The organism is Pseudoduganella sp. LjRoot289 (assembly GCF_964252925.1).
In the GTDB taxonomy this organism is placed as follows: Bacteria; Pseudomonadota; Gammaproteobacteria; order Burkholderiales; family Burkholderiaceae_D; genus Rugamonas.
Window position 1 is genome coordinate 6,276,124 of the sequence record NZ_CAXUPN020000001.1, and the last position, 19,584, is coordinate 6,295,707.

Consider the following 19,584-nt stretch of genomic DNA (forward strand, 5'->3'; position numbering starts at 1 on the left):
GCCGTCACGAATCAATGATTGGGGACGGACATGTTCGGAAATTTGAAAATCGGGGCCCGGCTGGCGCTGGGATTTGGCACGGTGGTGCTGCTGATGGCCGCCATCAGCGGGGTCGGCATCACGCGTCTGGGCAATGTGAACGACGCGCTGGACGACGTGGTCCAGGACAAGTGGCCTAAGGTGCAGCTGGCCGCCGCGATCACGGCCGGCACCAACGAGATCGCCATCGACATGCGCAACCTCCTGCTCAGCGACGACAGCGCGCAGGTGCAGGGCGAGATCGACGCCATCCTGGCCGCGCGCGCCAGGATAGGCGAGAAGCTCGAGGCGCTCAAGCGCGTGGTGAGCACGGCGCGCGGCAAGGAAGCCTTGCTGGCCATACAGCAACAGCGCGCCAAGTTCGTGGCCGGGCAGGAACAGTTGTTTGCGCTGGTGCGGGCTGGCAAGGAGCCGGAAGCCCGGCAACTGCTGAACCGCGAACTGCGGCCCGTGCTGCGCGCCTACCAGGGCGCGGTGGCCGAGCTGGCGCAGTTGCAGGGCGAGATGGTCGACGCGTCGGGCAAACTGGCGCAACAGTCTTACCTGGAGGCGCGCCGGCTGATGATCACGCTCAGCGCCGTGGCCGCCATGCTGGCCGCCGCCGCCGCTTGGTGGGTGACGCGCAGCGTGGTCGTGCCGCTGCGGCTGGCGGCAGCAGTGGCGGACCGCCTGGCGCAGGGCGACCTGACAGTGCGCATCGGCGCCACGTCCGGCGATGAAACGGGGCAGATGCTGCGCTCGATGCAAAACATGGTGACCAAGCTGGCCCACGTGGTGGGCGAAGTCAACGGCAGCGCCGACGCGCTGGCCAGCGCCTCGGAGCAAGTCAGCGCGACGGCGCAGTCGCTGTCGCAGGCGGCCAGCGAGCAGGCCGCCGGGGTGGAAGAGACGTCGGCCTCGCTGGAGCAGATGACGGCCTCGATCGCGCAGAACACGGACAACGCCAGGGTGACCGACGGCATGGCCGGCAAGGCGGCGCTGGAGGCGGCCGAGGGCGGCGAGGCGGTCGCGGCGACGGTGGCGGCGATGCGCCAGATCGCCAGGAAGATCGTCATCATCGACGACATCGCCTACCAGACCAACTTGCTGGCGTTGAACGCGGCCATCGAGGCGGCGCGGGCGGGCGAGCACGGCAAGGGCTTCGCGGTGGTGGCGGCCGAGGTGCGCAAGCTGGCCGAGCGCAGCCAGGTGGCGGCGCAGGAAATCGGCGAAGTGGCCGGCGGCAGCGTGGCGCTGGCAGAGCGGGCCGGCCAGCTGCTGACCACGATGGTGCCCAATATCCAGAAGACGTCGGACCTGGTGCAGGAGATCGCGGCCGCGTCGCAGGAACAGTCGGCCGGCGTGAGCCAGATCAATGAGGCGGTCGGGCAGCTGAGCGAGGCCACCCAGCACAACGCTTCCAGCTCGGAGCAGCTGGCCGCCACCGCCGAGGAAATGAGCGGCCAGGCCGAGCAGTTGCAGCAGGCGATGGCCTTCTTCCAGCTCGACGGCGCGAACGGCCGCGGCGCGGCTGCGCCGGCCGCGGCGCGCGCCGCGCAGGCAGCCGGACGGCGCGCCGCGCCGGGGCCGCTGGCCTCCTTGAGCCGCTACTGAGTCGCTACTGAGCCGCTGCTGAGCCGCGCCGGACCAGCGGCGCCGGACCGAACGATTGCACACTTCCACACGAGGGACGAGATGAGAAATTTGAAGATAGGCGTGCGCCTGGGCCTGGGTTTCGGCCTGCTGCTGGCGTTGTTGCTGGGAATGGCGGCCATCGGCCTGTCGCGCATGGCGCAGATACAGACGCATCTGGACGAGATCGTCGACAGCAATATGGTCAAGGCGAAAAGCGCCAAGGCGATGAGCGACGCCGTGCAGACCAATGCCAGGGCGGTGCGCAATATCGTGCTGATGACCACCGAGGGCGAGATGGCGGTCGAGATCAAACGCATGGCCGACATGCGCGAACAGTATCAGCGCGAATTCCGCAGCCTGAGCGCGATTGTGGTGACCCCGACCGGCAAGGCCATCATGGCCAGGATAGGCGAGGACGGCAGCGCCGCCGACGCCGTGATGGACAAGGTGGTCGCGCTGGCGCGCAACAACGACGATGCCGCCGCGACCAGCATGCTGATGAACGCGGTGCGTCCCTTGCAAAAGAAATGGTTCGCCGATCTGGACGACATGGTGGCGTTCCAGGAAAAAAACACGGCCGAGGATGTGGCGCAGGCGCGCGACGCCTATGACAACGCGATCAAGCTCATGCTGTCGGTGGCCGGGGCCGCGCTGCTGAGCGGTGCGCTGGTGGCCTGGCTGACCACCCGTTCCATCACCGGGCCGATGGCGCAGGCGCTCAGGCAGGCGCAGGCAGTCGCCGCCGGCGATTTGAGCGGCCGCATCGAGACGGCCGCCAGGGATGAAACCGGGCTGCTGCTGTCGGCGCTGGGCGAGATGACGGCCAGGCTGGCCCACGTGGTGGGCGAGGTCAACGGCAGCGCCGACGCGCTGGCCAGCGCCTCGGAGCAGGTCAGCGCGACGGCGCAGTCGCTGTCGCAGGCGGCCAGCGAGCAGGCCGCCGGGGTGGAGGAGACGTCGGCCTCGCTGGAGCAGATGACGGCCTCGATCGCGCAGAACACGGACAACGCCAGGGTGACCGACGGCATGGCCGGCAAGGCGGCGCTGGAGGCGGCCGAGGGCGGCGAGGCGGTGGCGGCGACGGTGGCGGCGATGCGCCAGATCGCCAGGAAGATCGTCATCATCGACGACATCGCCTACCAGACCAACTTGCTGGCGTTGAACGCGGCCATCGAGGCGGCGCGGGCGGGCGAGCACGGCAAGGGCTTCGCGGTGGTGGCGGCCGAGGTGCGCAAGCTGGCCGAGCGCAGCCAGGTGGCGGCGCAGGAAATCGGCGAAGTGGCCGGCAACAGCGTGGCGCTGGCAGAGCGGGCCGGCCAGCTGCTGACCACGATGGTGCCCAATATCCAGAAGACGTCGGACCTGGTGCAGGAGATCGCGGCCGCGTCGCAGGAGCAGTCGGCCGGCGTGAGCCAGATCAACCAGGCGGTCGGGCAGTTGAGCCAGGCCACCCAGCACAACGCCTCCAGCTCGGAGCAGCTGGCCGCCACCGCCGAGGAGATGAGCGGCCAGGCCGAGCAGTTGCAGCAGGCGATGGCCTTCTTCCAGCTCGACGGCGCGCACGCGGGCATGCCGGCCCAGGCCGCGGCGCCGGTCACGCGCCTGGCGTCCGTGCGCGCCAAGCGCGCCGTCGCGCGCAGCAAGCCCAGGCTGATGGTGCCGGCCGACGACGACGCCGTGGACGAGTCGCAATTCACCCGCTTCTGAGGAGCCGCCTATGAACGCAGCAATACCCAACACGCCAGCGCGGCCGCAGGCGGGCACAGCCGGGCATACGCAATACCTGACCTTCATGCTGGGCACGGAAATGTTCGCCATCGGCATCCTGGCGATCAAGGAGATCATCGAATACAGCGGCGTGACCACGGTGCCGATGATGCCGGCCAGCATATGCGGCGTGATCAACCTGCGCGGCGCGGTGGTGCCGGTGCTGGACCTGGCCGTGCGCTTCGGGCGCGTACCCAGCCCGCCCACCAAGCGCACCTGCGTCGTCATCGTGGAGATGGCGTCGGACGGCGGGCAGCAGGTGCTGGGCGTGCTGGTCGATTCGGTCAGCGCCGTGCTGGAAATCGCCGGCGCCGACATCGAGCCGGCGCCCACCTTCGGGGCCAGGGTGCCGGGCGACTTCATCGAAGGCATGGGCAAGGTGGACGGCAAGTTCGTGATCCTGCTGCAGCTCAGCGAGGTGCTCTCGGTCGACCAGCTGGTGGCCTTGTCCGCGCTGCACGGCGCCGATGCCGCCGCCACGCAGGATGCGTGCGCTTGACAGCGCTTGCGCGGCGCGCGCGCGGGGCGGCGGCGCCGTGAGCGAGGCCGCGCTCAGCGAACAGGAGTTCGCCCAGTTCCAGCGCTTCATCTACGAGGCCGCCGGCATCCACCTGTCGCCGGCCAAGCGGGCGCTGGTGGGAGGGCGCCTGGCGCGCCGCCTGGGCCCGTGCAAGGCGCGCTCCTACGGCGAGTATTTCAAGCTGCTGAGCAGCGGCGGCGCACCGGACGAGGTGCAGACGGCGGTCGACCTGCTGACCACCAATGAAACCTATTTCTTCCGCGAGCAAAAGCATTTCGATTTCCTGCGTGGGCTGGCGCTCGAGGCGGCGCGCGCCGGGCTGCCGATGCGGGTCTGGAGCGCGGCCAGTTCGTCCGGCGAGGAAGCCTACAGCATCGCCATGCTGCTGGCCGACTGCATGCCGGCACGGCCATGGGAAGTGTTCGGTTCCGATATCAGCCTGCGCGTGCTGCAGCGCGCGCGCCGGGGCCATTATCCGATGGAACGGGCCAGCCATATCCCGCCGGCCTATCTGCAGCGCTACTGCCTGAAGGGCACCGGCCAGCAGCAGGGCACCTTGCTGGTGGCGCCGGCCCTGCGCAGCCGCGTGCAATTCTCCCAGGTCAACCTGAACGAAGCGCTGGCCGACCTGGGCCAGTTCGACGTGATCTTCCTGCGCAACGTGATGATCTATTTCGACGGCGACACCAAGCGCGCGGTGGTGGCGCGGGTGCTGGCCCAGCTCAGGCCGGGAGGCCATTTCTGCATCGGCCACTCCGAGAGCCTGAACGGCATCAGCGACGCGGTCGAGCAAGTGGCGCCGGCGATTTACCGCAAGCGGTGACGCAGTGCCCGGGCTGATCGACGTGTTCCTGCAGCCGGGCGAGTATTTCGTCGGCGACGCCGGTTTCCGCATCCGCACGCTGCTTGGCTCCTGCGTGTCGATCACGCTGTGGCATCCGCAGCGCCGGATCGGCGCGATGTCGCACTTCCTGCTGGCGCAGCGCGGCAAACGGCCCCCCGGCCCGCTGGACGGGCGCTACGGGGCGGACTCGCTGGCCTTGATGCTGGAGGAGCTGGCGCAGCAGGGTGTCGCTGCCGCCGAATGCCAGGCCAAGATATTCGGCGGCAGCGCCATGTTTGCGCCGCAGACGTGCCGGCAGGCGTCCGAGATCGGACGCCACAACGGCGAGGCGGCGCGCGCCCTGCTGCGCACGCACGGCATCGCGGTGGCTGCCGAAAGCCTGTTCGGCGCCGGCCACCGGCAGATCCTGTTCCATATCGCCAGCGGCGATGTATGGGAGCGCCAGGCAGCGGCGCTGCCCGCCCGCCGCTGATGACGGCACCGTAAGCTGTGCCTGCCCTTGCCGCTGGAAGTTGCTCCGCAGGCCGGCGAGTTCCTGGCTGCGCGGCTGGTTTAAGACTGCTCGCGGTGCCGCAGCACGACCTGCTCGATCGGATGGAAATGGCGCGCCAGGCGTTCGGCCATGTATACCGAGCGGTGCTGGCCGCCTGTGCAGCCGACAGCCACGGTCAGGTAGCTGCGGTTGTCGGTCTTGAACGACGGCAGCCATTTGGCCACGAAATCGCGGATGTCCTTGAACATTTCGTCGGCGCTGGGCTGAGCGTCGAGGAAGGCGATGACAGGCGCGTCGCGGCCCGTCATCGGGCGCAGCGCCAGGTCGTAATAGGGATTCGGTATGGCCCGCACGTCGAACACGAAGTCAGCGTCCAGCGGCACGCCCACCTTGAAGGCGAACGATTCGAAGAACAGCGTCAGCGGCGCATTCTCGCTTTGCACCAGGTCCTTGATCCACGCGCGCAGCTTGTTGGCGCTCGATTCCGAGGTGTCGATCACGTGGCCCAGCTGCTCGATGGCAGACAGGCGCTCGCGTTCTTCGGAGATGCATTCGATCAGCGTGCGGCGCGCCGCCGGGTTCTGGCCCGGTTTCAATTCGTGCGACAGCGGATGGCTGCGGCGCGTCTCCGAGAAGCGCGCCACCAGCGAGTGGGTGTTCGCCGTCAGGTACATGATCTTGACGTCGTGGCCCTGGTCGCGCAGGGCGCGCACGGCATCGGGCAGGCTGACCAGCGACTCCGCGCTGCGCGCGTCGACCGCCACGGCCAGCGCTGGCGTGCCTTCGTCGGAGAGCTGCGTGACCAGGTGCGCCAGCAGTGCCGGCGGCAGATTGTCCACGCAATAATAGCCCGTGTCCTCGAGGACATTGAGGGCGACGGATTTTCCTGAGCCGGATATACCGGTAATGAGCACGATACGCATAGCTAAAGATAATACCTCAAGACTACGCGATAGGTGTGTTTGGGTCCTGATCGCGGGGCTAGTCCCCGCTCATTGCCTGCCGCTGGCGTAGCAGGGAATTCGTGGGGCACAGCCCCGCGCCTGCGTAGCGGGGCAGCCCTGCAGGGCTGCCCTCCTTAGCAACGTTGGTAATGAGCGGGGCTAGTCCCCGCTCATTGCCTGCCGTTGCCGTTCCATGAACTCCTGCAGCGTATCGATGCCGCGCAGTTGCAGGATGGTGTTGCGCACGGCCGCTTCCAGCAGCACCGCGATGTTGCGGCCGGCCGCCACGGGTATCACCACTTTGCGGATCGGCAGTCCCAGCACGTCCTCGGTCGGGAACTGGAACGGCAAACGCTCCACTTCCTCCTCCAGCGCCGAACGGCGCACCAGGTGCACGATCAGTTTCAGGCGCATCTTGCGCCGCACCGCCGTCTCGCCGAAGATGGCCTTGATGTCCAGCAGCCCCAGGCCGCGCACTTCCAGCAGGTTTTGCAGCAGGGCGGGGCAGCGCCCCTCGATCATGTTCGGCGCGATGCGCGCGAATTCCACCGCGTCGTCGGCCACCAGGCCGTGCGAGCGCGAAATCAGTTCCAGGCCCAGCTCCGACTTGCCCAGGCCCGAATCGCCGGTGATCAGCACGCCCACGCCCAGCACGTCCATGAACACGCCGTGCATGATGATGCGCTGCGCCAGTTTCTTCGACAGGTACACGCGCAGGAAGTCGATCACCTGCGCCGCGGGCAAGGGCGTGGAGAACAGCGGGATATTCTTTTCGTCGCAGATGGCCAGGATGTCCGGCGGCGTTTCCAATCCCTGCGCGATGATCAGCGCCGGCGGGCCGCCCGCGATCAGCTCGCTGATGACGTGGGCGCGCGTGAGCGACTTGAGGCGCTGGTAGTAGTTGATTTCCTGATGGCCGAAGACCTGGATGCGTCCGGGGTGGATGGTGTTCAGGTGGCCGACCTGGTCGGCGGCGGAAGCGACATCGCCCGAGATCAGCCGCTCGCCGCCGGGAAAGCCGGCAAACCAGCCTAGCTGCAACGTTTCACGATTATCGTCATACAGGCGTTGTATCGTCAGGGGCGTTTGCAGCATGGCTTTTTATCTGGTGAGGGCGGACGCCCACAGTTTAACCTGCGGCTTGCAAGCTGGGTTGCCAATTCACGATGCGGCTGTGCACAGATTGCGGGTCGGCGTCGGTCATCAGCGCCGCGCGGAAACTGTCGTCCGAGAACATTTCGGCGATCTCGGACAGGATCTCCAGGTGCTGCTGGGTAACGTGGTCCGGTATCAACAGGAAGAACAGCAGGCTGACCGGTTTGCCGTCCGGCGATTCGAAGGGAATCGGCTCGGCCAGGCGCACGAAGGCCGCCAGCGGCGACTTCAGGCTCTTCATGCCCTTGATGCGCCCGTGCGGCACGGCCACGCCGTGGCCCAGGCCGGTGGAGCCCAAGCGCTCTCGCGCGAACAGATTGTCCGACACGGTGGAGCGGGCGATGCCGCAGTTGTTCTCAAAAATCAGGCCGGCTTGCTCGAAAGCGCGCTTCTTGCTGGAAACTTCCAGATCGAGCTGGACGTTTTCGAGGGATAGGATTTTGCTCAGGTTGTTCATAACGCGACGTGGAATGGTGCGGCGCACAAATGTGGCTTGCGAGCGGAATTATAGGCTTGTTTTTTCGCCTTGTAACATGAATTCGCTTGCGCCATGGCTGGCTCCGCAATCCGCCGCAGTCCGCTGGGGGCAGGCCGTAGCGTTGTTAAATAAGCACTGGCAGAGATAATAGCTATTTCCGCAGCGAATACAAGACAAATGCCAGTTTTTTGTCAGTAATTCCGCGGCCACGCCGATTTTTGAATGTCTTTAACTGTTATCGGCAGCAGCTTTGAAAACTGCAACCTTTATTGATTCATTGTAAGACAAATCCCGGTCTAGTGATACACGATTGCGCCAGCGGCCCGGGATGCTGATGGATGTTACTGACGAGCATTACGCAGGTTGGACGGCTGGGATCCGGTGCTGTAGTTGCTGCGCCAGGGATTGATGTCCAGGCCGCCGCGCCGCGTATACCGGGCATATACGGCCAACTGGGTCGGTTTGCAATGGCGCAGGATGTCGGTGAAGATGCGTTCGACGCATTGTTCGTGGAATTCGTTGTGCTCGCGGAAACCGATCAGGTAGCGCAGCAGGCTTTCCTGGTCGATCTGCGGGCCGGAGTAGCTGATCTGCACGCTGCCCCAGTCCGGCTGGCCGGTGACCAGGCAGTTCGACTTGAGCAAATGGGAAATAAAGGTTTCGGTGACCGGCAGGTCGTCAGCATCGGCTTTGAGCACTTCCGGCTGCGGCGCGTAGTTGTCCACCTCGATGTCCAGGCGGTCCAGCAGCACGCCTTCAAGCTCGCCCATGCGCAGTTTGGCGAACTCTTCCTGCAGCGTGACGGCCACGTGCACGCTGCCGCCGGCGGCAGCCGACAGGTCCTGCACCATCAGCGAGCGCAGCGCCTCCTCGTTGGCCAGGCGGGTCTGGTTGAATGAGTTCAGGTAGAGCTTGAAGGACTTCGACTCGATGATGTTCGGCGTATCCGCCGGGAAGGTGATTTTCGCCACCGCCACTTGCGGCTTGCCGCGCATGTTCAGCCACGACAGCTCGTAGGCGTTCCAGATGTCGACGCCGAAGAAGGGCAGCGTGCCCTGCAGGCCGAGTTCGTCGCGTTTGCCCTGGCGCGGGATGGGGAACAGCAGTTCCGGCGCGTAATCGCTGCGGTAGGCGGAATTTTTGCCCAGGGGGGACAGGTCGGCGGTATTGGTCATGACGGTGCTCGGTGCGGGAACGAAGCGTGCATGGTAGCGCAAATGCGGCGCGGGAGCACGCTGCTGCCCGCTTCAGGGCGGCTTGGCGACCATCAGGTAGAACACGGCGACAAAGGCGAAGAAAGCTGGTACGCCCAGCGCCACCCACCAGCGGAAGTAACGCCAGTAAAGGGGCGGCAGGGCCTCCCCGGCGGCGTCGGCGGCGGCCGCCACGTCGCGTAGGCGCATCTGGATCCAGACCACGGGCAGCCAGCAGGCAGCGGCCGCCAGGTAGAGACAGAGCGACCACAAGATCCATTTGCTGTGCAGCGGATAGCCGGCCAGGTGGGCCAGGTAATAGCCCGTGGCGGGCTGGACGACCATGGTGGTGGCGGTAAACAGCCAGTCGGCGCGCACCACGTTGCGGCTGACCACGGCCACCGCGCGCACGTCGCGGCTCAGGCTGGCGAGCAGCAAATACCAGGCCGAGCCGATACCGGTGCCGAACAGCAAGGTCGAGGACAGGATGTGCAGCCATTTGACGATGACATATTCCATCAGCGTTTTTCCAGCAGGTAGAGCAGGTAAATGGCGGCCAGCATGGGCAGATTCTTGGTCAGCGGGCCGTAGGGATGGACCAGGAATTCGGGCAGGCGCCAGGCGATGACGATGGTGTAGAAGGCGATCAGGGCCATCTGCGCCAGCCACAGCGCCGGACGCAAACGCCGCGGCAGCGCCACGGTGGCCAGGCCCAGCAGCAAGTCGCAGCCGGCGGCGCCGTGCAGCATCAGCGGCGCCAGCGCGGGCGGCACGCCGCTGCGTTCGAGCAGGCGGTAGCTCTCCGCTTCGGGGTAGGCGAAGGCCGACACCCAGGCGGTGACCAGCCACACGGCGGCGATGCTCAGGCGCAGCAGCGGCAGCAGCCAGTTCAGCTGCGCCAGCCTGCGCTCGGCGGCGCGGCTTTCCGGTGGAATGAATTCGGCCACGGCTTTGGGCGCGCGGCCGAGCAGGGCGGCGGTCGGCGCGGCGTCGGCCGTGTTGCCGCGATCGAGCATCCGCAGCGCGTCGCGGTCCAGCGGCAGGCCAGGCACGACGCCACCCAGCCACGCGAAGGCGCGCGCAACGGCGTCCGGCAAGACCAGCACCCATTGCCGGCCCAGCCCGAGCTCGCGCCGCAAGGCGGCCAGGTAGTGCTGCAAGGGCATGGCCTGCGGCCCGACCAGCGCGATGCGCTGGCTGCCGCCGTCGGCCGCCGCCGTACCGGCAATATGGTCCAGCCCTGCCGTAGCGCGGGCGGCGGCCGCGCGGGTACGGTGGCCGCTTGCGACCGCGATCGCGGCCTCGTGCCGAACTGCTGCACCACCGCTGCTCGGCGCGCCGCCGCCGCACTGCATCGCCAGCAACGCGAGGGCCTCGGCAACGTCGTCGACGTGGACGGGCTGGACCGGCTGCGGCGCGCGGCCGAAGCGTATGCCGACCGGCGTCGTCGCCAAGGTCTTGAACAGCTCGGCGCTGCCGCCGCCGGGGCCGTAGATCAGCGACGGTTGCACGATCACCGAGCGCAGCGGCAGGCCTGCCAGGAAGTCGTCGGCGGCTTTTTTGCTCAAGTGGTAGGCGGTAGCGGCACTGTCGTCGGCGCCCAGTGCCGATATCTGGATCACGCAGCGCACCTCCGCCTCGGCGCAGGCGGTGAACAGCGCTTGCGGCGTGGCCACGTGCAGTTGCGCAAAGCGCTGCCGTCCGGTTTCGCGGATGATGCCGACCGTGTTGATCACCACGTCCACGCCGCGCAGGCGCGGCCGCCACACGGCCGGATCGCTGTCGCGGCTGAAGTCGGCTTCGACGAAACCGAGGCGCGGGTCGCCGCCCGGCCGCCTGCCCGCCGCCGTCACGCGGCAACCGCGCGCCAGCAGCGCCTGCGCCACGCGCCGGCCGACGAAACCGCTCGCACCGGTAATCAAGACATGCATGCGTCCTCCCTCCCTGCATTCTGGCGGCGCGGCGGACGGCGCTCGGTGCGCCAGCTCACGCAGCCGGGCGCGGGCAGCGGCGATTTTTCGGTATCGTGAACGCAGCCTTTGCACCGAGGAGACTAGCATGGAAAACAAGTACGAAGCCTGGAGCGACACCTTGCGCCGCGGGGCGCTGACCGGGTCGGTGGCCAGCGCCACGTCGGCGCTCGCGCTGGCCGTGTGCAGCCAGGGCGAGAACCGCAGCCCGTTCAGCGCCGTCAATGCCGTGAGCCACTGGCTGTGGGGCGACAAGGCGGCGCGCAAGGACCAGCCGAGCATGCGCTACACGCTGCTCGGCTACGGCATCCACCATGCCAGTTCCGTGTTCTGGGGCGTGCTGTTCGAGCGCTGGTTCCGCCGTGTGCTGGCGCGGCGGGAGCCGGCAGCCACTGCGGCGGCGGGCACGGCGATGGCGGCAGTCGCTTGCTTCGTCGACTACCAGATGACGCCCCGGCGCTTGCACCCGGGCTACGAGCAGCGGCTGTCGGTGCCATCGCTCACGCTGGTCTATGCCGCGTTCGGCGCCGGGCTGGCGCTGGGCGCCCTGGCGGGGCGCCGCCGGTGATGTGGCATGTGCCAAGGCGGGCGACGGCCGCCGCCTGCACGCGCCTTGCCCAACGTCCTACAGCATGCGTCCGGTCCGTCCTATAGGCGGCCGCGCGCCCGCGCCCTAAAGTGCGTGGACGGCAAGCATCCACTTCGAAGGAGTTCGACATGGCTTACAAGATTTCCACGCTGTTGTGCGCGGCAGCGATATCGGTATTGGCGCTGAGCGGCTGCAAGGACCGCAATCCGGACGCGCCCGGCACGGGGGCGGGCAGCAGCGAATCGGGGGTGGCAGGCGGCACCGCCACCTCGCCAGGCGCGGCCGGGCTGGGCGCGGCGACCGGCGTGGCGCAGACGCCAGGCACGTCCAGCGCTAGCCGGACGTCGCCGGCGGGCGGCACCACCACCGGCAACGATGGCGGCGCCACAAGCAGCGGTGGCACTGCCGCCAGCGGCGGTTCCGGCGCCGGCGGGACGTCTGGTTCCGGCACCGGTTCCGAACCGTACGGCGGCAGCGGGGGCGACGCGGCCAAGGGCAGCGGCAGCGCGCCGGAGCAGGCCAGCGGCCAGCCCAGCGGCGCTACCCAGCGCAATGGCAACAAACTGGGCAAAGAGGGCGCGCGCGACCATTGAGGAAGCGCGGCCCGGGTCTTGGGTCTTAGCCCAGGAACAGCTTGTACACCGGGTTCTGCGTCTCGTCCCAGTAGCGGTAGCCGAGGTTGGCGAGGAAGGTGGTGAACTCGCCCATCTCGTCCGGCGGCACCTGCAGGCCGATCAGGATGCGGCCCACGTCGCCGCCTTGCGAGCGGTAGTGGCACAGCGAGATGTTCCAGTTCGGCGCCATCGAATCGAGGAAGCGCATCAGCGCGCCCGGACGCTCGGGGAACTCGAAGCGGTACAGCAGCTCGTCCTTGGCCAGCGCGCTCTTGCCGCCCACCAGATGGCGCAAGTGCGACTTGGCCAGTTCGTCGTGCGTCAGGTCCAGCGTCTTGAAATCGGCCGCTTCGAAGCCGCGCGCCAGCACGCCCGACTCGCCGCGGTCAGACACCTGCACGCCCACGAAGACGTGCGCTTCCTTCTCGTCGCTGATGCGGTAGTTGAACTCGGTGACGTTGCGCGGACCGACCAGCGCGCAGAAGCGCTTGAAGCTGCCGCGCTGCTCGGGCAGCGTGACGGCGAACACCGCCTCGCGCGATTCGCCCAGCTCGGCGCGCTCGGCCACGAAGCGCAGGCGGTCGAAGTTCATATTGGCGCCGCTGGCGATGGTGACCAGCGTTTCGTTCCTGATCGGGTCCTTGGTCAGCTCGGCGCGTTCCACATAGGCCTTGGCGCCGGCGATGGCCAGCGCGCCTGACGGTTCCAGGATGCTGCGCGTATCGGTGAACACGTCCTTGATGGCGGCGCACACCGCGTCCGTGTCGACGATGATGATGTCGTCCACGTACAGCTGCGCCAGGCGGAAGGTCTCCTCGCCCACCAGGCGCACGGCCGTGCCGTCCGCGAACAGGCCGACGTCGGCCAGGGTCACGCGCTCGCCCGCCTTCAGGCTCTTGCCCATGGCGTCCGAATCGAAGCTGTGCACGCCGATGATCTTGATATCGGGCCGCACCTGCTTGACGTAGGCGGCGACGCCGGCCAGCAGGCCGCCGCCGCCGATCGGCACGAAAATCGCGTGGATGGGGCCGGCGTGCTGGCGCAGGATCTCCATGCCGATGGTGCCCTGGCCGGCGATCACGTCCGGATCGTCGAAGGGATGGACAAAGGTCAGGTTCTGTTCTTTTTCCAGCGTCAGCGCGTGGTTGTAGGCGTCCGTGTAGGACTCTCCGTGCAGGATGACTTCGACCGCCGGACCGCCGCGCGTGCGCACCGCGTCCACCTTCAACTGGGGCGTGGTGGTCGGCATGACGATCACTGCGCGGCAGCCCATCTTGTTCGCCGAGAACGCCAGGCCTTGGGCGTGGTTGCCCGCAGAGGCGCAGATCACGCCGCGCTTCAACTGGCCTTCGCTCAGGTGCGCCATCTTGTTGTAGGCGCCCCGAATCTTGAAGCTGAACACATCCTGCATGTCTTCGCGCTTGAAATAAATTCGGTTGCCATAGCGGGCCGACAGGGCCGGCGCCAGTTCAAGCGGCGTTTCGTGGGCCACGTCGTAGACGCGGGCGGTCAGGATTTTCTTCAAGTAGTCGATAGTCATAGTCTGCAATATTTAGTCTGGGATAGGTGTCCTGGAACGTGCTGCAAGGACTTGCTTTTCAACGGCGGGTAACCGGGAAGGGGCGGCGCTTTACTGCGTACTGTTGTGTAGTACCTCGTGCGTCATGCCGACTCATTATAATGGACGGATGATTGAATCCACCATCCAGTGGCTGCTGGAGCAGCTGTCGGCGCCCGAAGTCGGCCTGACGTCGGTCTTTTTCGTCAGTTTCGTCTCCGCCACCTTGCTGCCCATGGGGTCCGAGCCGATGGTGTTCGCCACCATCAAGGCCAACCCGGAACTGTTCTGGCCGGCCATCGCAGTCGCCACCGTGGGCAACACCCTGGGCGGCGCGGTCGACTATTGGCTGGGCTACCGCGCCAAGGTGGCTTTTGCCAGGGAGCGCGAGAGCCGCTGGTTCCGCTGGCTGGCCCGCTACGGCGCCAAAACCATGCTGCTGTCCTGGGTGCCGGGCATCGGCGACCCGCTGTGCACGCTGGGCGGCTGGCTCAAGCTGCCGTTCTGGCCGTCCATCGGCTACATGGCCGTCGGCAAGCTGGCGCGCTACCTCACCATGACCGCTTTGTTGCTCTATGTGCCGGATGGCGTCTGGAAAACCATCGCCCGCGCGCTGGGCGGCTGAAACAGGCCGATTTTGCCAATTGCCAATTTAGACGAACGAAATCCGGCAAGGCGGGCGAAAATGGCATTAAATTGTTTGGAATTGATCTTTTTTCAAATTAATTTTGGCTGCTTGACGTTTACGTAACCCTGCGGCGCCCTAAGGGTGTTGGCGCGTGGTGCGGCGCAATAAGATAGAATGTGCTTCCTTAGGGTCAGTCTGCAGTCCATCATACAATGAACGCCCCAGCACAAATTCAAGCACTCCTCGCCGAAACGCCAAACGGTCCCGCAGCCACGCGCCTGCGCGAAATCCCCTACAACTACACGTCGTTTTCCGATCGCGAGATCGTCATCCGGCTGCTGGGAGAGGAGTCCTGGCGCCTGCTCGACGAGCTGCGCAGCGCCCGCCAGACCGGCCGTTCGGCGCGCATGCTGTACGAAGTGCTGGGCGATATCTGGGCCGTGCGCCGCAACCCCTACCTGCAGGACGACCTGCTGGACAATCCGAAGCGCCGCCAGGAGCTGATCGATGCCCTGCACCACCGCCTGAACGAGGTCGACAAGCGCCGCATGACGGTCGACGCCGGCGCCGAAGGCGACAAGGCGCGCAGCGAGAACGTGGAAAAGCTGCTGGCGGCCGCCAAGCTCGCGGTGGACAAGTTCGGCGAGGAATTCCGCCAGACTTACGACCTGCGCAAGCGCGCCACCAAGGTGCTGGGCCGCTACACCGAAAAGCACAACGTCTGCTTCGACGGCATGAAGCGCATCTCGCACGTGACCGACGCCACCGACTGGCGCGTCGAGTATCCCTTCGTGGTGCTGACGCCGGACACCGAAGATGAAATGGCCGGCCTGGTCAAAGGCTGTATCGAACTGGGGCTGACCATCATCCCGCGCGGCGGCGGCACCGGCTACACCGGCGGCGCCATTCCGCTGACGCCGCTGTCGGCCGTCATCAACACCGAAAAGCTGCTGAACCTGGGCGCGGTGGAAATGAGAGTGCTGCCCGGCCTGGAGCGCGAATACGCCACCATCTACTCGGGCGCCGGCGTCATCACCAACAAGGTGTCGGAAGCGGCCGAGAAGGCCGGCTTCGTGTTCGCGGTCGACCCGACCTCGGCGCATGCTTCCTGCATCGGCGGCAATATCGCCATGAACGCGGGCGGCAAGAAGGCCGTGCTGTGGGGTACCGCGCTCGACAACCTGGCCTCGTGGAAGATGGTCGACCCGAACGGCGACTGGCTGGAAGTGACGCGCCTGGACCACAACCTGTCCAAGATCCACGACACGCCGCTGGCGCGCTTCAAGCTGGAATGGACGCATCCGAACGCGCGCGGCGAAGCCAAGGGCGAACCGTTCAAGACCGAGATCCTGGAGATCGCCGGCCGCGTGTTCCGCAAGGAAGGCCTGGGCAAGGACGTCACCGACAAATTCCTGGCCGGCCTGCCCGGCATCCAGAAAGAGGGCTGCGACGGCCTGATCACGTCGGCGCGCTGGATTTTGCACAAGATGCCCAAGCACACGCGCACCGTCTGCCTGGAGTTCTTCGGCCAGGCGCGCGACGCGATCCCGTCCATCGTCGAGATCAAGGATTACCTGGACGGCCTGCCGGCGACCGGCGAGAAGTTCGCCACCTTGCGCCTGGCCGGCCTGGAGCACCTGGACGAGCGCTATCTGCGCGCGGTCGGCTACTCGACCAAATCGAAACGCGGCGTGCTGCCGAAGATGGCGCTGTTCGGCGACATCGTCGGCGACGACGAGGACGCGGTGGCCATCGCCGCCTCGGAAGTGGTGCGCCTGGCCAACACCCGCGTGGGCGAAGGCTTCGTGGCCGTGAGCCCGGAAGCGCGCAAGAAATTCTGGCTGGACCGCGCCCGCACCGCCGCCATCGCCAAGCACACCAACGCCTTCAAGATCAATGAAGACGTGGTGATCCCGCTCGACCGCATGGGCGAGTACACCGACGGCATCGAGCGCATCAACGTCGAGCTGTCGATCAAGAACAAGCTGCAACTGGCGGGCGAGCTGCGCGCGTTCATCGCCGCCGGCAACCTGCCGATCGGCAAGAGCGACGACGCCTCCGACGACCGCGTGGGCGACGCCGAAATGCTGGGCGACCGCGTGCAGCAGGCGCAAGCCTTGCTGGAACTGGTCGAGCAGCGCTGGACCGTCATCCTGGACAAGCTGGACCTGCCGCTGGCCTCGCTGCGCGAGCAGCTGCGCTCGCTCGGCCTGGGCGCGCTGGACGCCGCCTTCGACGCGCGCCTGGCGCAGCAGCCGGACGCCACGCTGTTCGACGTGGTGCAGGACCGCACCGTGCGCATCAGCTGGAAACAGGAAATCCGCGCCGAGCTGCGCCACATCTTCAACGGCGCCGCCTTCAAGCTGATCCTGGACGAAGCGGCCGCCATCCACAAGCGCGTGCTGCGCGGGCGCGTGTTCGTGGCGCTGCACATGCACGCCGGCGACGGCAATGTGCACACCAACCTGCCGGTGAACTCGGACCACTACGAGATGCTGCAGCTGGCGCACCAGGCCGTGGCGCGCATCATGAAGCTGGCCCGTTCGCTGAACGGCGTCATCTCGGGCGAGCACGGCATCGGCATCACCAAGCTGGAGTTCCTGACCGAAGAGGAAATCGGCTCTTTCCGCGAATACAAGCTGCGCATCGACCCGGAAGGCCGCTTCAACAAGGGCAAGCTGCTGAACCTGCCCGGCATGGACGCCGACCTGTCGAACGCCTACACGCCGTCCTTCGGCCTGATGGGCCACGAGTCGCTGATCATGCAGCAGAGCGATATCGGCGCCATCGCCAACAGCGTCAAGGACTGCCTGCGCTGCGGCAAATGCAAACCGGTCTGCTCCACGCACGTCCCGCGCGCCAACCTGCTGTACTCGCCGCGCGACAAGATCCTGGCGACGTCCTCGCTGATCGAAGCCTTCCTGTACGAAGAGCAGACCCGGCGCGGCATCTCGATCAAGCACTGGGAAGAGTTCGAGGACGTGGCCGACCACTGCACCTTGTGCCACAAGTGCCTGACGCCATGCCCGGTCAACATCGACTTCGGCGACGTGTCGATGAACATGCGCAACCTGCTGCGCAAGATGGACAAGAAGTCCTTCAATCCGGGCACGGCGGCGGCCATGTTCTTCCTGAACGCGACCGACCCGATGACCATCAACGCCACCCGCGCGGTGATGAAGAACGTGGCCTACAAGGCGCAGCGCCTGGGCAACGACGTGCTGAAGAAGTTCGCCAAGAAGCAGACCAAGGCGCCGCCGCCGTCGCTGGGCAAGCCGGCCATCCGCGAGCAGGTGATCCACTTCATCAACAAGAAAATGCCGGGCAACCTGCCGAAGAAGACCGCGCGCGCGCTGCTCGACATCGAAGACGACAAGGTGATCCCCATCATCCGCAATCCCAAGGCCACCACGGCCGACACGGAAGCGGTGTTCTACTTCCCGGGCTGCGGCTCCGAGCGCCTGTTCTCGCAAGTGGGCCTGGCCACGCAGGCGATGCTGTGGGAAGTGGGCGTGCAGACCGTGCTGCCGCCGGGCTATCTGTGCTGCGGCTATCCGCAGCGCGGCGCCGGCCAGTTCGACAAGGCCGACAAGATGATGACGGACAACCGCGTGCTGTTCCACCGCATGGCCAACACGCTGAACTACCTCGACATCAAGACCGTGCTGGTCTCGTGCGGCACCTGCTACGACCAGCTGGCGACCTACGAGTTCGACAAGATCTTCCCCGGCTGCCGCATCATGGACATCCATGAATACCTGCTGGAGAAGGGCGTCAAGCTGGAAGGCGTGAACGGTACGCGCTATATGTACCACGACCCTTGCCACACGCCGATGAAGATGCAGGACCCGCTGAAAACGGTGAATGCATTGATCACCACGGTGGACGACACCAAGATCGAGAAGAACGACCGCTGCTGCGGCGACTCGGGCACGCTGATGGCGTCCCGTCCCGACATCTCGACCCAGGTCCGCTTCCGCAAGGAAGAGGAAATGGTCAAGGGCGCCGACAAGCTGCGCGCCGACGGCTTCACCGGCGAAGTCAAGGTGCTGACCAGCTGCCCAGCCTGCCTGGGCGGCGTATCGCGCTACAGCGAAGACGCGGGCACCACGGCCGACTACATCGTGGTCGAGATCGCCAAGCATTTGCTGGGCGAGAACTGGCTGCCGGCTTACGTCGAGAAAGCCAACAACGGCGGCATCGAGCGGGTGCTGGTATGACGCAGGCCACGCATTGCGACCTGTGCGCGCTGCTGGCCGAGCCGGCGGCCGAGGTGCTGATCTGGCGCGACGGCAAGCTGAGCGTGGTGTTCGTCGACGAGCCCAACTATCCCGGCTTCGTGCGCGTGGTGTGGAACCGGCACGTCAAGGAAATGTCGGACCTGGCGCCGGCCGACCGCATGGCGGTGATGCACGCGGTGTTCCAGGTCGAGGCGGCGCTGCGCGAAGTGATGGCGCCATCCAAGATCAACCTGGCCAGCCTGGGCAATATGACGCCGCACGTGCACTGGCACGTCATTCCGCGCTACACCAACGACGCGCACTACCCGAATCCGGTCTGGGGCGCGGCGCAGCGCGAGCCTGACGCGCTGGCGCTGGCCGGGCGCGGCGCGCTGCTGCAGAAGCTGCGCGAGACCATCGTCGCCAACCTGTCCAAAGCATCATGAAACAGCCCACCGGCCTGACGGTCCACAGCAAATCGCGCGTGCTCGAAATCAGTTTCGACGACGGCGCCACCTTTCACCTGCCCTTCGAGCTGCTGCGCGTGTACTCGCCGTCGGCCGAAGTGAAGGGGCACGGCGCCGGGCAGGAAGTGCTGCAAGTGGGCAAGCGCGAAGTCGGCATCGCCGGCATCGAACCGGTTGGCAACTATGCCGTCCAGCCGACCTTCTCGGACGGCCACAACACCGGCCTGTTCAGCTGGGACTACCTGTACAAGCTGGGCGCCGAACAGGAACAGCTGTGGGCCGACTACCTGGCGCGCCTGCAGGCCGCCGGCTTTGCAGGCGAGAGCGGACGGGAGTCCGGCGCCGCCTTGCCCTCCGCACCCAAGGCGCACGGCTGCGGCAGCAAGCACTGACTTCCGATCCCCGCCCGCTGCGGGGATTTTTTTCGCCGGCCTTGTCGATATTGTTAAACTCATTCGTCGTGGTGATGTCCGACTATCCGGACGACCCTA

18 protein-coding genes are annotated in these 19,584 nt (G+C 66.5%); 11 read left to right on the top strand and 7 right to left on the bottom strand.

The genetic code is table 11. The annotated features are described in order from the left end of the window. Nucleotides 1-30: 30 nt before the first annotated feature. The 5 genes from ACSQ8Y_RS27035 (at nucleotide 31) to ACSQ8Y_RS27055 (ending at nucleotide 5,256) form a co-directional block, all read left to right on the top strand. Nucleotides 31-1,632: a methyl-accepting chemotaxis protein gene (locus ACSQ8Y_RS27035; protein WP_436269467.1), complete on the top strand. Its 1,602-nt coding sequence runs from the start codon at nucleotides 31-33 to the stop codon at nucleotides 1,630-1,632. Between the two features lie 81 nt (nucleotides 1,633-1,713). Next, nucleotides 1,714-3,360, top strand: coding sequence for a methyl-accepting chemotaxis protein (locus tag ACSQ8Y_RS27040; protein ID WP_436269468.1), 1,647 nt, complete (start codon nucleotides 1,714-1,716; stop codon nucleotides 3,358-3,360). 10 nt (nucleotides 3,361-3,370) lie between these two features. Beyond that, the gene (locus ACSQ8Y_RS27045; RefSeq protein WP_436269469.1) at nucleotides 3,371-3,919 is read left to right on the top strand and encodes a chemotaxis protein CheW; all 549 of its coding nucleotides are present in this window, start codon (nucleotides 3,371-3,373) and stop codon (nucleotides 3,917-3,919) included. Continuing rightward, complete coding sequence (locus tag ACSQ8Y_RS27050) at nucleotides 3,906-4,763, top strand: CheR family methyltransferase (protein WP_436269470.1); 858 nt, start codon at nucleotides 3,906-3,908, stop codon at nucleotides 4,761-4,763. The genes ACSQ8Y_RS27045 and ACSQ8Y_RS27050 overlap by 14 nt, the downstream gene beginning before the upstream one ends. Before the next feature lie 4 nt (nucleotides 4,764-4,767). Then, nucleotides 4,768-5,256, top strand: a complete 489-nt coding sequence (locus tag ACSQ8Y_RS27055; RefSeq protein WP_436269471.1) for a chemotaxis protein CheD — start codon at nucleotides 4,768-4,770, stop codon at nucleotides 5,254-5,256. Between the two features lie 80 nt (nucleotides 5,257-5,336). On the opposite strand, the gene rapZ is transcribed toward ACSQ8Y_RS27055, so the two are convergent. The 6 genes from rapZ to ACSQ8Y_RS27085 form a co-directional block, all read right to left on the bottom strand. Further along, on the bottom strand, nucleotides 5,337-6,200 hold the full coding sequence (gene rapZ, locus ACSQ8Y_RS27060) for an RNase adapter RapZ (RefSeq protein WP_436269472.1): 864 nt from the start codon (nucleotides 6,198-6,200) through the stop codon (nucleotides 5,337-5,339). A 180-nt stretch (nucleotides 6,201-6,380) separates the two neighbouring features. Then, nucleotides 6,381-7,316 (bottom strand): HPr(Ser) kinase/phosphatase, encoded by a 936-nt coding sequence (hprK, locus tag ACSQ8Y_RS27065; RefSeq protein WP_056404135.1) that lies wholly within the window; start codon nucleotides 7,314-7,316, stop codon nucleotides 6,381-6,383. Between the two features lie 34 nt (nucleotides 7,317-7,350). Continuing rightward, the gene (locus ACSQ8Y_RS27070; RefSeq protein ID WP_436269473.1) at nucleotides 7,351-7,833 is read right to left on the bottom strand and encodes a PTS sugar transporter subunit IIA; all 483 of its coding nucleotides are present in this window, start codon (nucleotides 7,831-7,833) and stop codon (nucleotides 7,351-7,353) included. Between the two features lie 362 nt (nucleotides 7,834-8,195). After that, nucleotides 8,196-9,029, bottom strand: a complete 834-nt coding sequence (queF, locus tag ACSQ8Y_RS27075) for an NADPH-dependent 7-cyano-7-deazaguanine reductase QueF (RefSeq protein ID WP_436269474.1) — start codon at nucleotides 9,027-9,029, stop codon at nucleotides 8,196-8,198. 72 nt (nucleotides 9,030-9,101) lie between these two features. Then, the gene (locus ACSQ8Y_RS27080; protein WP_436269475.1) at nucleotides 9,102-9,566 is read right to left on the bottom strand and encodes a DUF2269 family protein; all 465 of its coding nucleotides are present in this window, start codon (nucleotides 9,564-9,566) and stop codon (nucleotides 9,102-9,104) included. Further along, entirely contained in the window at nucleotides 9,566-10,978 is a 1,413-nt protein-coding gene (locus tag ACSQ8Y_RS27085; RefSeq protein WP_436269476.1) for an SDR family oxidoreductase, read from the bottom strand. Before ACSQ8Y_RS27085 ends, ACSQ8Y_RS27080 begins: the two co-directional genes overlap by 1 nt. A gap of 127 nt (nucleotides 10,979-11,105) precedes the next feature. Here ACSQ8Y_RS27085 and ACSQ8Y_RS27090 point away from each other — a divergent pair, with 127 nt between their 5' ends. Next, a complete protein-coding gene (locus tag ACSQ8Y_RS27090) occupies nucleotides 11,106-11,585 on the top strand; it encodes a hypothetical protein (RefSeq protein WP_436269477.1) in 480 nt (159 codons plus the stop codon). Between the two features lie 149 nt (nucleotides 11,586-11,734). Beyond that, nucleotides 11,735-12,199, top strand: a complete 465-nt coding sequence (locus ACSQ8Y_RS27095) for a hypothetical protein (protein ID WP_436269478.1) — start codon at nucleotides 11,735-11,737, stop codon at nucleotides 12,197-12,199. A gap of 25 nt (nucleotides 12,200-12,224) precedes the next feature. On the opposite strand, the gene ilvA is transcribed toward ACSQ8Y_RS27095, so the two are convergent. Further along, nucleotides 12,225-13,760 (bottom strand): threonine ammonia-lyase, biosynthetic, encoded by a 1,536-nt coding sequence (gene ilvA / locus ACSQ8Y_RS27100; RefSeq protein ID WP_436269479.1) that lies wholly within the window; start codon nucleotides 13,758-13,760, stop codon nucleotides 12,225-12,227. A gap of 148 nt (nucleotides 13,761-13,908) precedes the next feature. Between ilvA and ACSQ8Y_RS27105 the strand changes: the two genes are divergently transcribed. The 4 genes from ACSQ8Y_RS27105 (at nucleotide 13,909) to ACSQ8Y_RS27120 (ending at nucleotide 19,485) form a co-directional block, all read left to right on the top strand. After that, complete coding sequence (locus ACSQ8Y_RS27105) at nucleotides 13,909-14,403, top strand: YqaA family protein (protein ID WP_436269480.1); 495 nt, start codon at nucleotides 13,909-13,911, stop codon at nucleotides 14,401-14,403. A 215-nt stretch (nucleotides 14,404-14,618) separates the two neighbouring features. Beyond that, the gene (locus ACSQ8Y_RS27110; protein WP_436269481.1) at nucleotides 14,619-18,626 is read left to right on the top strand and encodes a DUF3683 domain-containing protein; all 4,008 of its coding nucleotides are present in this window, start codon (nucleotides 14,619-14,621) and stop codon (nucleotides 18,624-18,626) included. After that, nucleotides 18,623-19,072: an HIT family protein gene (locus ACSQ8Y_RS27115; RefSeq protein WP_436269482.1), complete on the top strand. Its 450-nt coding sequence runs from the start codon at nucleotides 18,623-18,625 to the stop codon at nucleotides 19,070-19,072. The genes ACSQ8Y_RS27110 and ACSQ8Y_RS27115 overlap by 4 nt, the downstream gene beginning before the upstream one ends. Next, entirely contained in the window at nucleotides 19,069-19,485 is a 417-nt protein-coding gene (locus tag ACSQ8Y_RS27120; protein WP_436269483.1) for a gamma-butyrobetaine hydroxylase-like domain-containing protein, read from the top strand. Before ACSQ8Y_RS27115 ends, ACSQ8Y_RS27120 begins: the two co-directional genes overlap by 4 nt. Nucleotides 19,486-19,584: the final 99 nt, after the last annotated feature.

What these genes read in the sequence shown, in the direction of transcription:
- ACSQ8Y_RS27120 (WP_436269483.1), top strand. Translation starts at nt 19,069, where the DNA reads ATGAAACAGCCCACCGGCCTGACGGTCCACAGCAAATCGCGCGTGCTC.
- ACSQ8Y_RS27035 (WP_436269467.1), top strand. Translation starts at nt 31, where the DNA reads ATGTTCGGAAATTTGAAAATCGGGGCCCGGCTGGCGCTGGGATTTGGC.
- ACSQ8Y_RS27050 (WP_436269470.1), top strand. Translation starts at nt 3,906, where the DNA reads ATGCGTGCGCTTGACAGCGCTTGCGCGGCGCGCGCGCGGGGCGGCGGC.
- ACSQ8Y_RS27105 (WP_436269480.1), top strand. Translation starts at nt 13,909, where the DNA reads ATGATTGAATCCACCATCCAGTGGCTGCTGGAGCAGCTGTCGGCGCCC.
- ACSQ8Y_RS27090 (WP_436269477.1), top strand. Translation starts at nt 11,106, where the DNA reads ATGGAAAACAAGTACGAAGCCTGGAGCGACACCTTGCGCCGCGGGGCG.
- ACSQ8Y_RS27070 (WP_436269473.1), bottom strand. Translation starts at nt 7,833, where the DNA reads ATGAACAACCTGAGCAAAATCCTATCCCTCGAAAACGTCCAGCTCGAT.
- rapZ (WP_436269472.1), bottom strand. Translation starts at nt 6,200, where the DNA reads ATGCGTATCGTGCTCATTACCGGTATATCCGGCTCAGGAAAATCCGTC.
- ACSQ8Y_RS27080 (WP_436269475.1), bottom strand. Translation starts at nt 9,566, where the DNA reads ATGGAATATGTCATCGTCAAATGGCTGCACATCCTGTCCTCGACCTTG.
- ACSQ8Y_RS27115 (WP_436269482.1), top strand. Translation starts at nt 18,623, where the DNA reads ATGACGCAGGCCACGCATTGCGACCTGTGCGCGCTGCTGGCCGAGCCG.
- hprK (WP_056404135.1), bottom strand. Translation starts at nt 7,316, where the DNA reads ATGCTGCAAACGCCCCTGACGATACAACGCCTGTATGACGATAATCGT.
- queF (WP_436269474.1), bottom strand. Translation starts at nt 9,029, where the DNA reads ATGACCAATACCGCCGACCTGTCCCCCCTGGGCAAAAATTCCGCCTAC.
- ilvA (WP_436269479.1), bottom strand. Translation starts at nt 13,760, where the DNA reads ATGACTATCGACTACTTGAAGAAAATCCTGACCGCCCGCGTCTACGAC.
- ACSQ8Y_RS27040 (WP_436269468.1), top strand. Translation starts at nt 1,714, where the DNA reads ATGAGAAATTTGAAGATAGGCGTGCGCCTGGGCCTGGGTTTCGGCCTG.
- ACSQ8Y_RS27095 (WP_436269478.1), top strand. Translation starts at nt 11,735, where the DNA reads ATGGCTTACAAGATTTCCACGCTGTTGTGCGCGGCAGCGATATCGGTA.
- ACSQ8Y_RS27085 (WP_436269476.1), bottom strand. Translation starts at nt 10,978, where the DNA reads ATGCATGTCTTGATTACCGGTGCGAGCGGTTTCGTCGGCCGGCGCGTG.
- ACSQ8Y_RS27045 (WP_436269469.1), top strand. Translation starts at nt 3,371, where the DNA reads ATGAACGCAGCAATACCCAACACGCCAGCGCGGCCGCAGGCGGGCACA.
- ACSQ8Y_RS27110 (WP_436269481.1), top strand. Translation starts at nt 14,619, where the DNA reads ATGAACGCCCCAGCACAAATTCAAGCACTCCTCGCCGAAACGCCAAAC.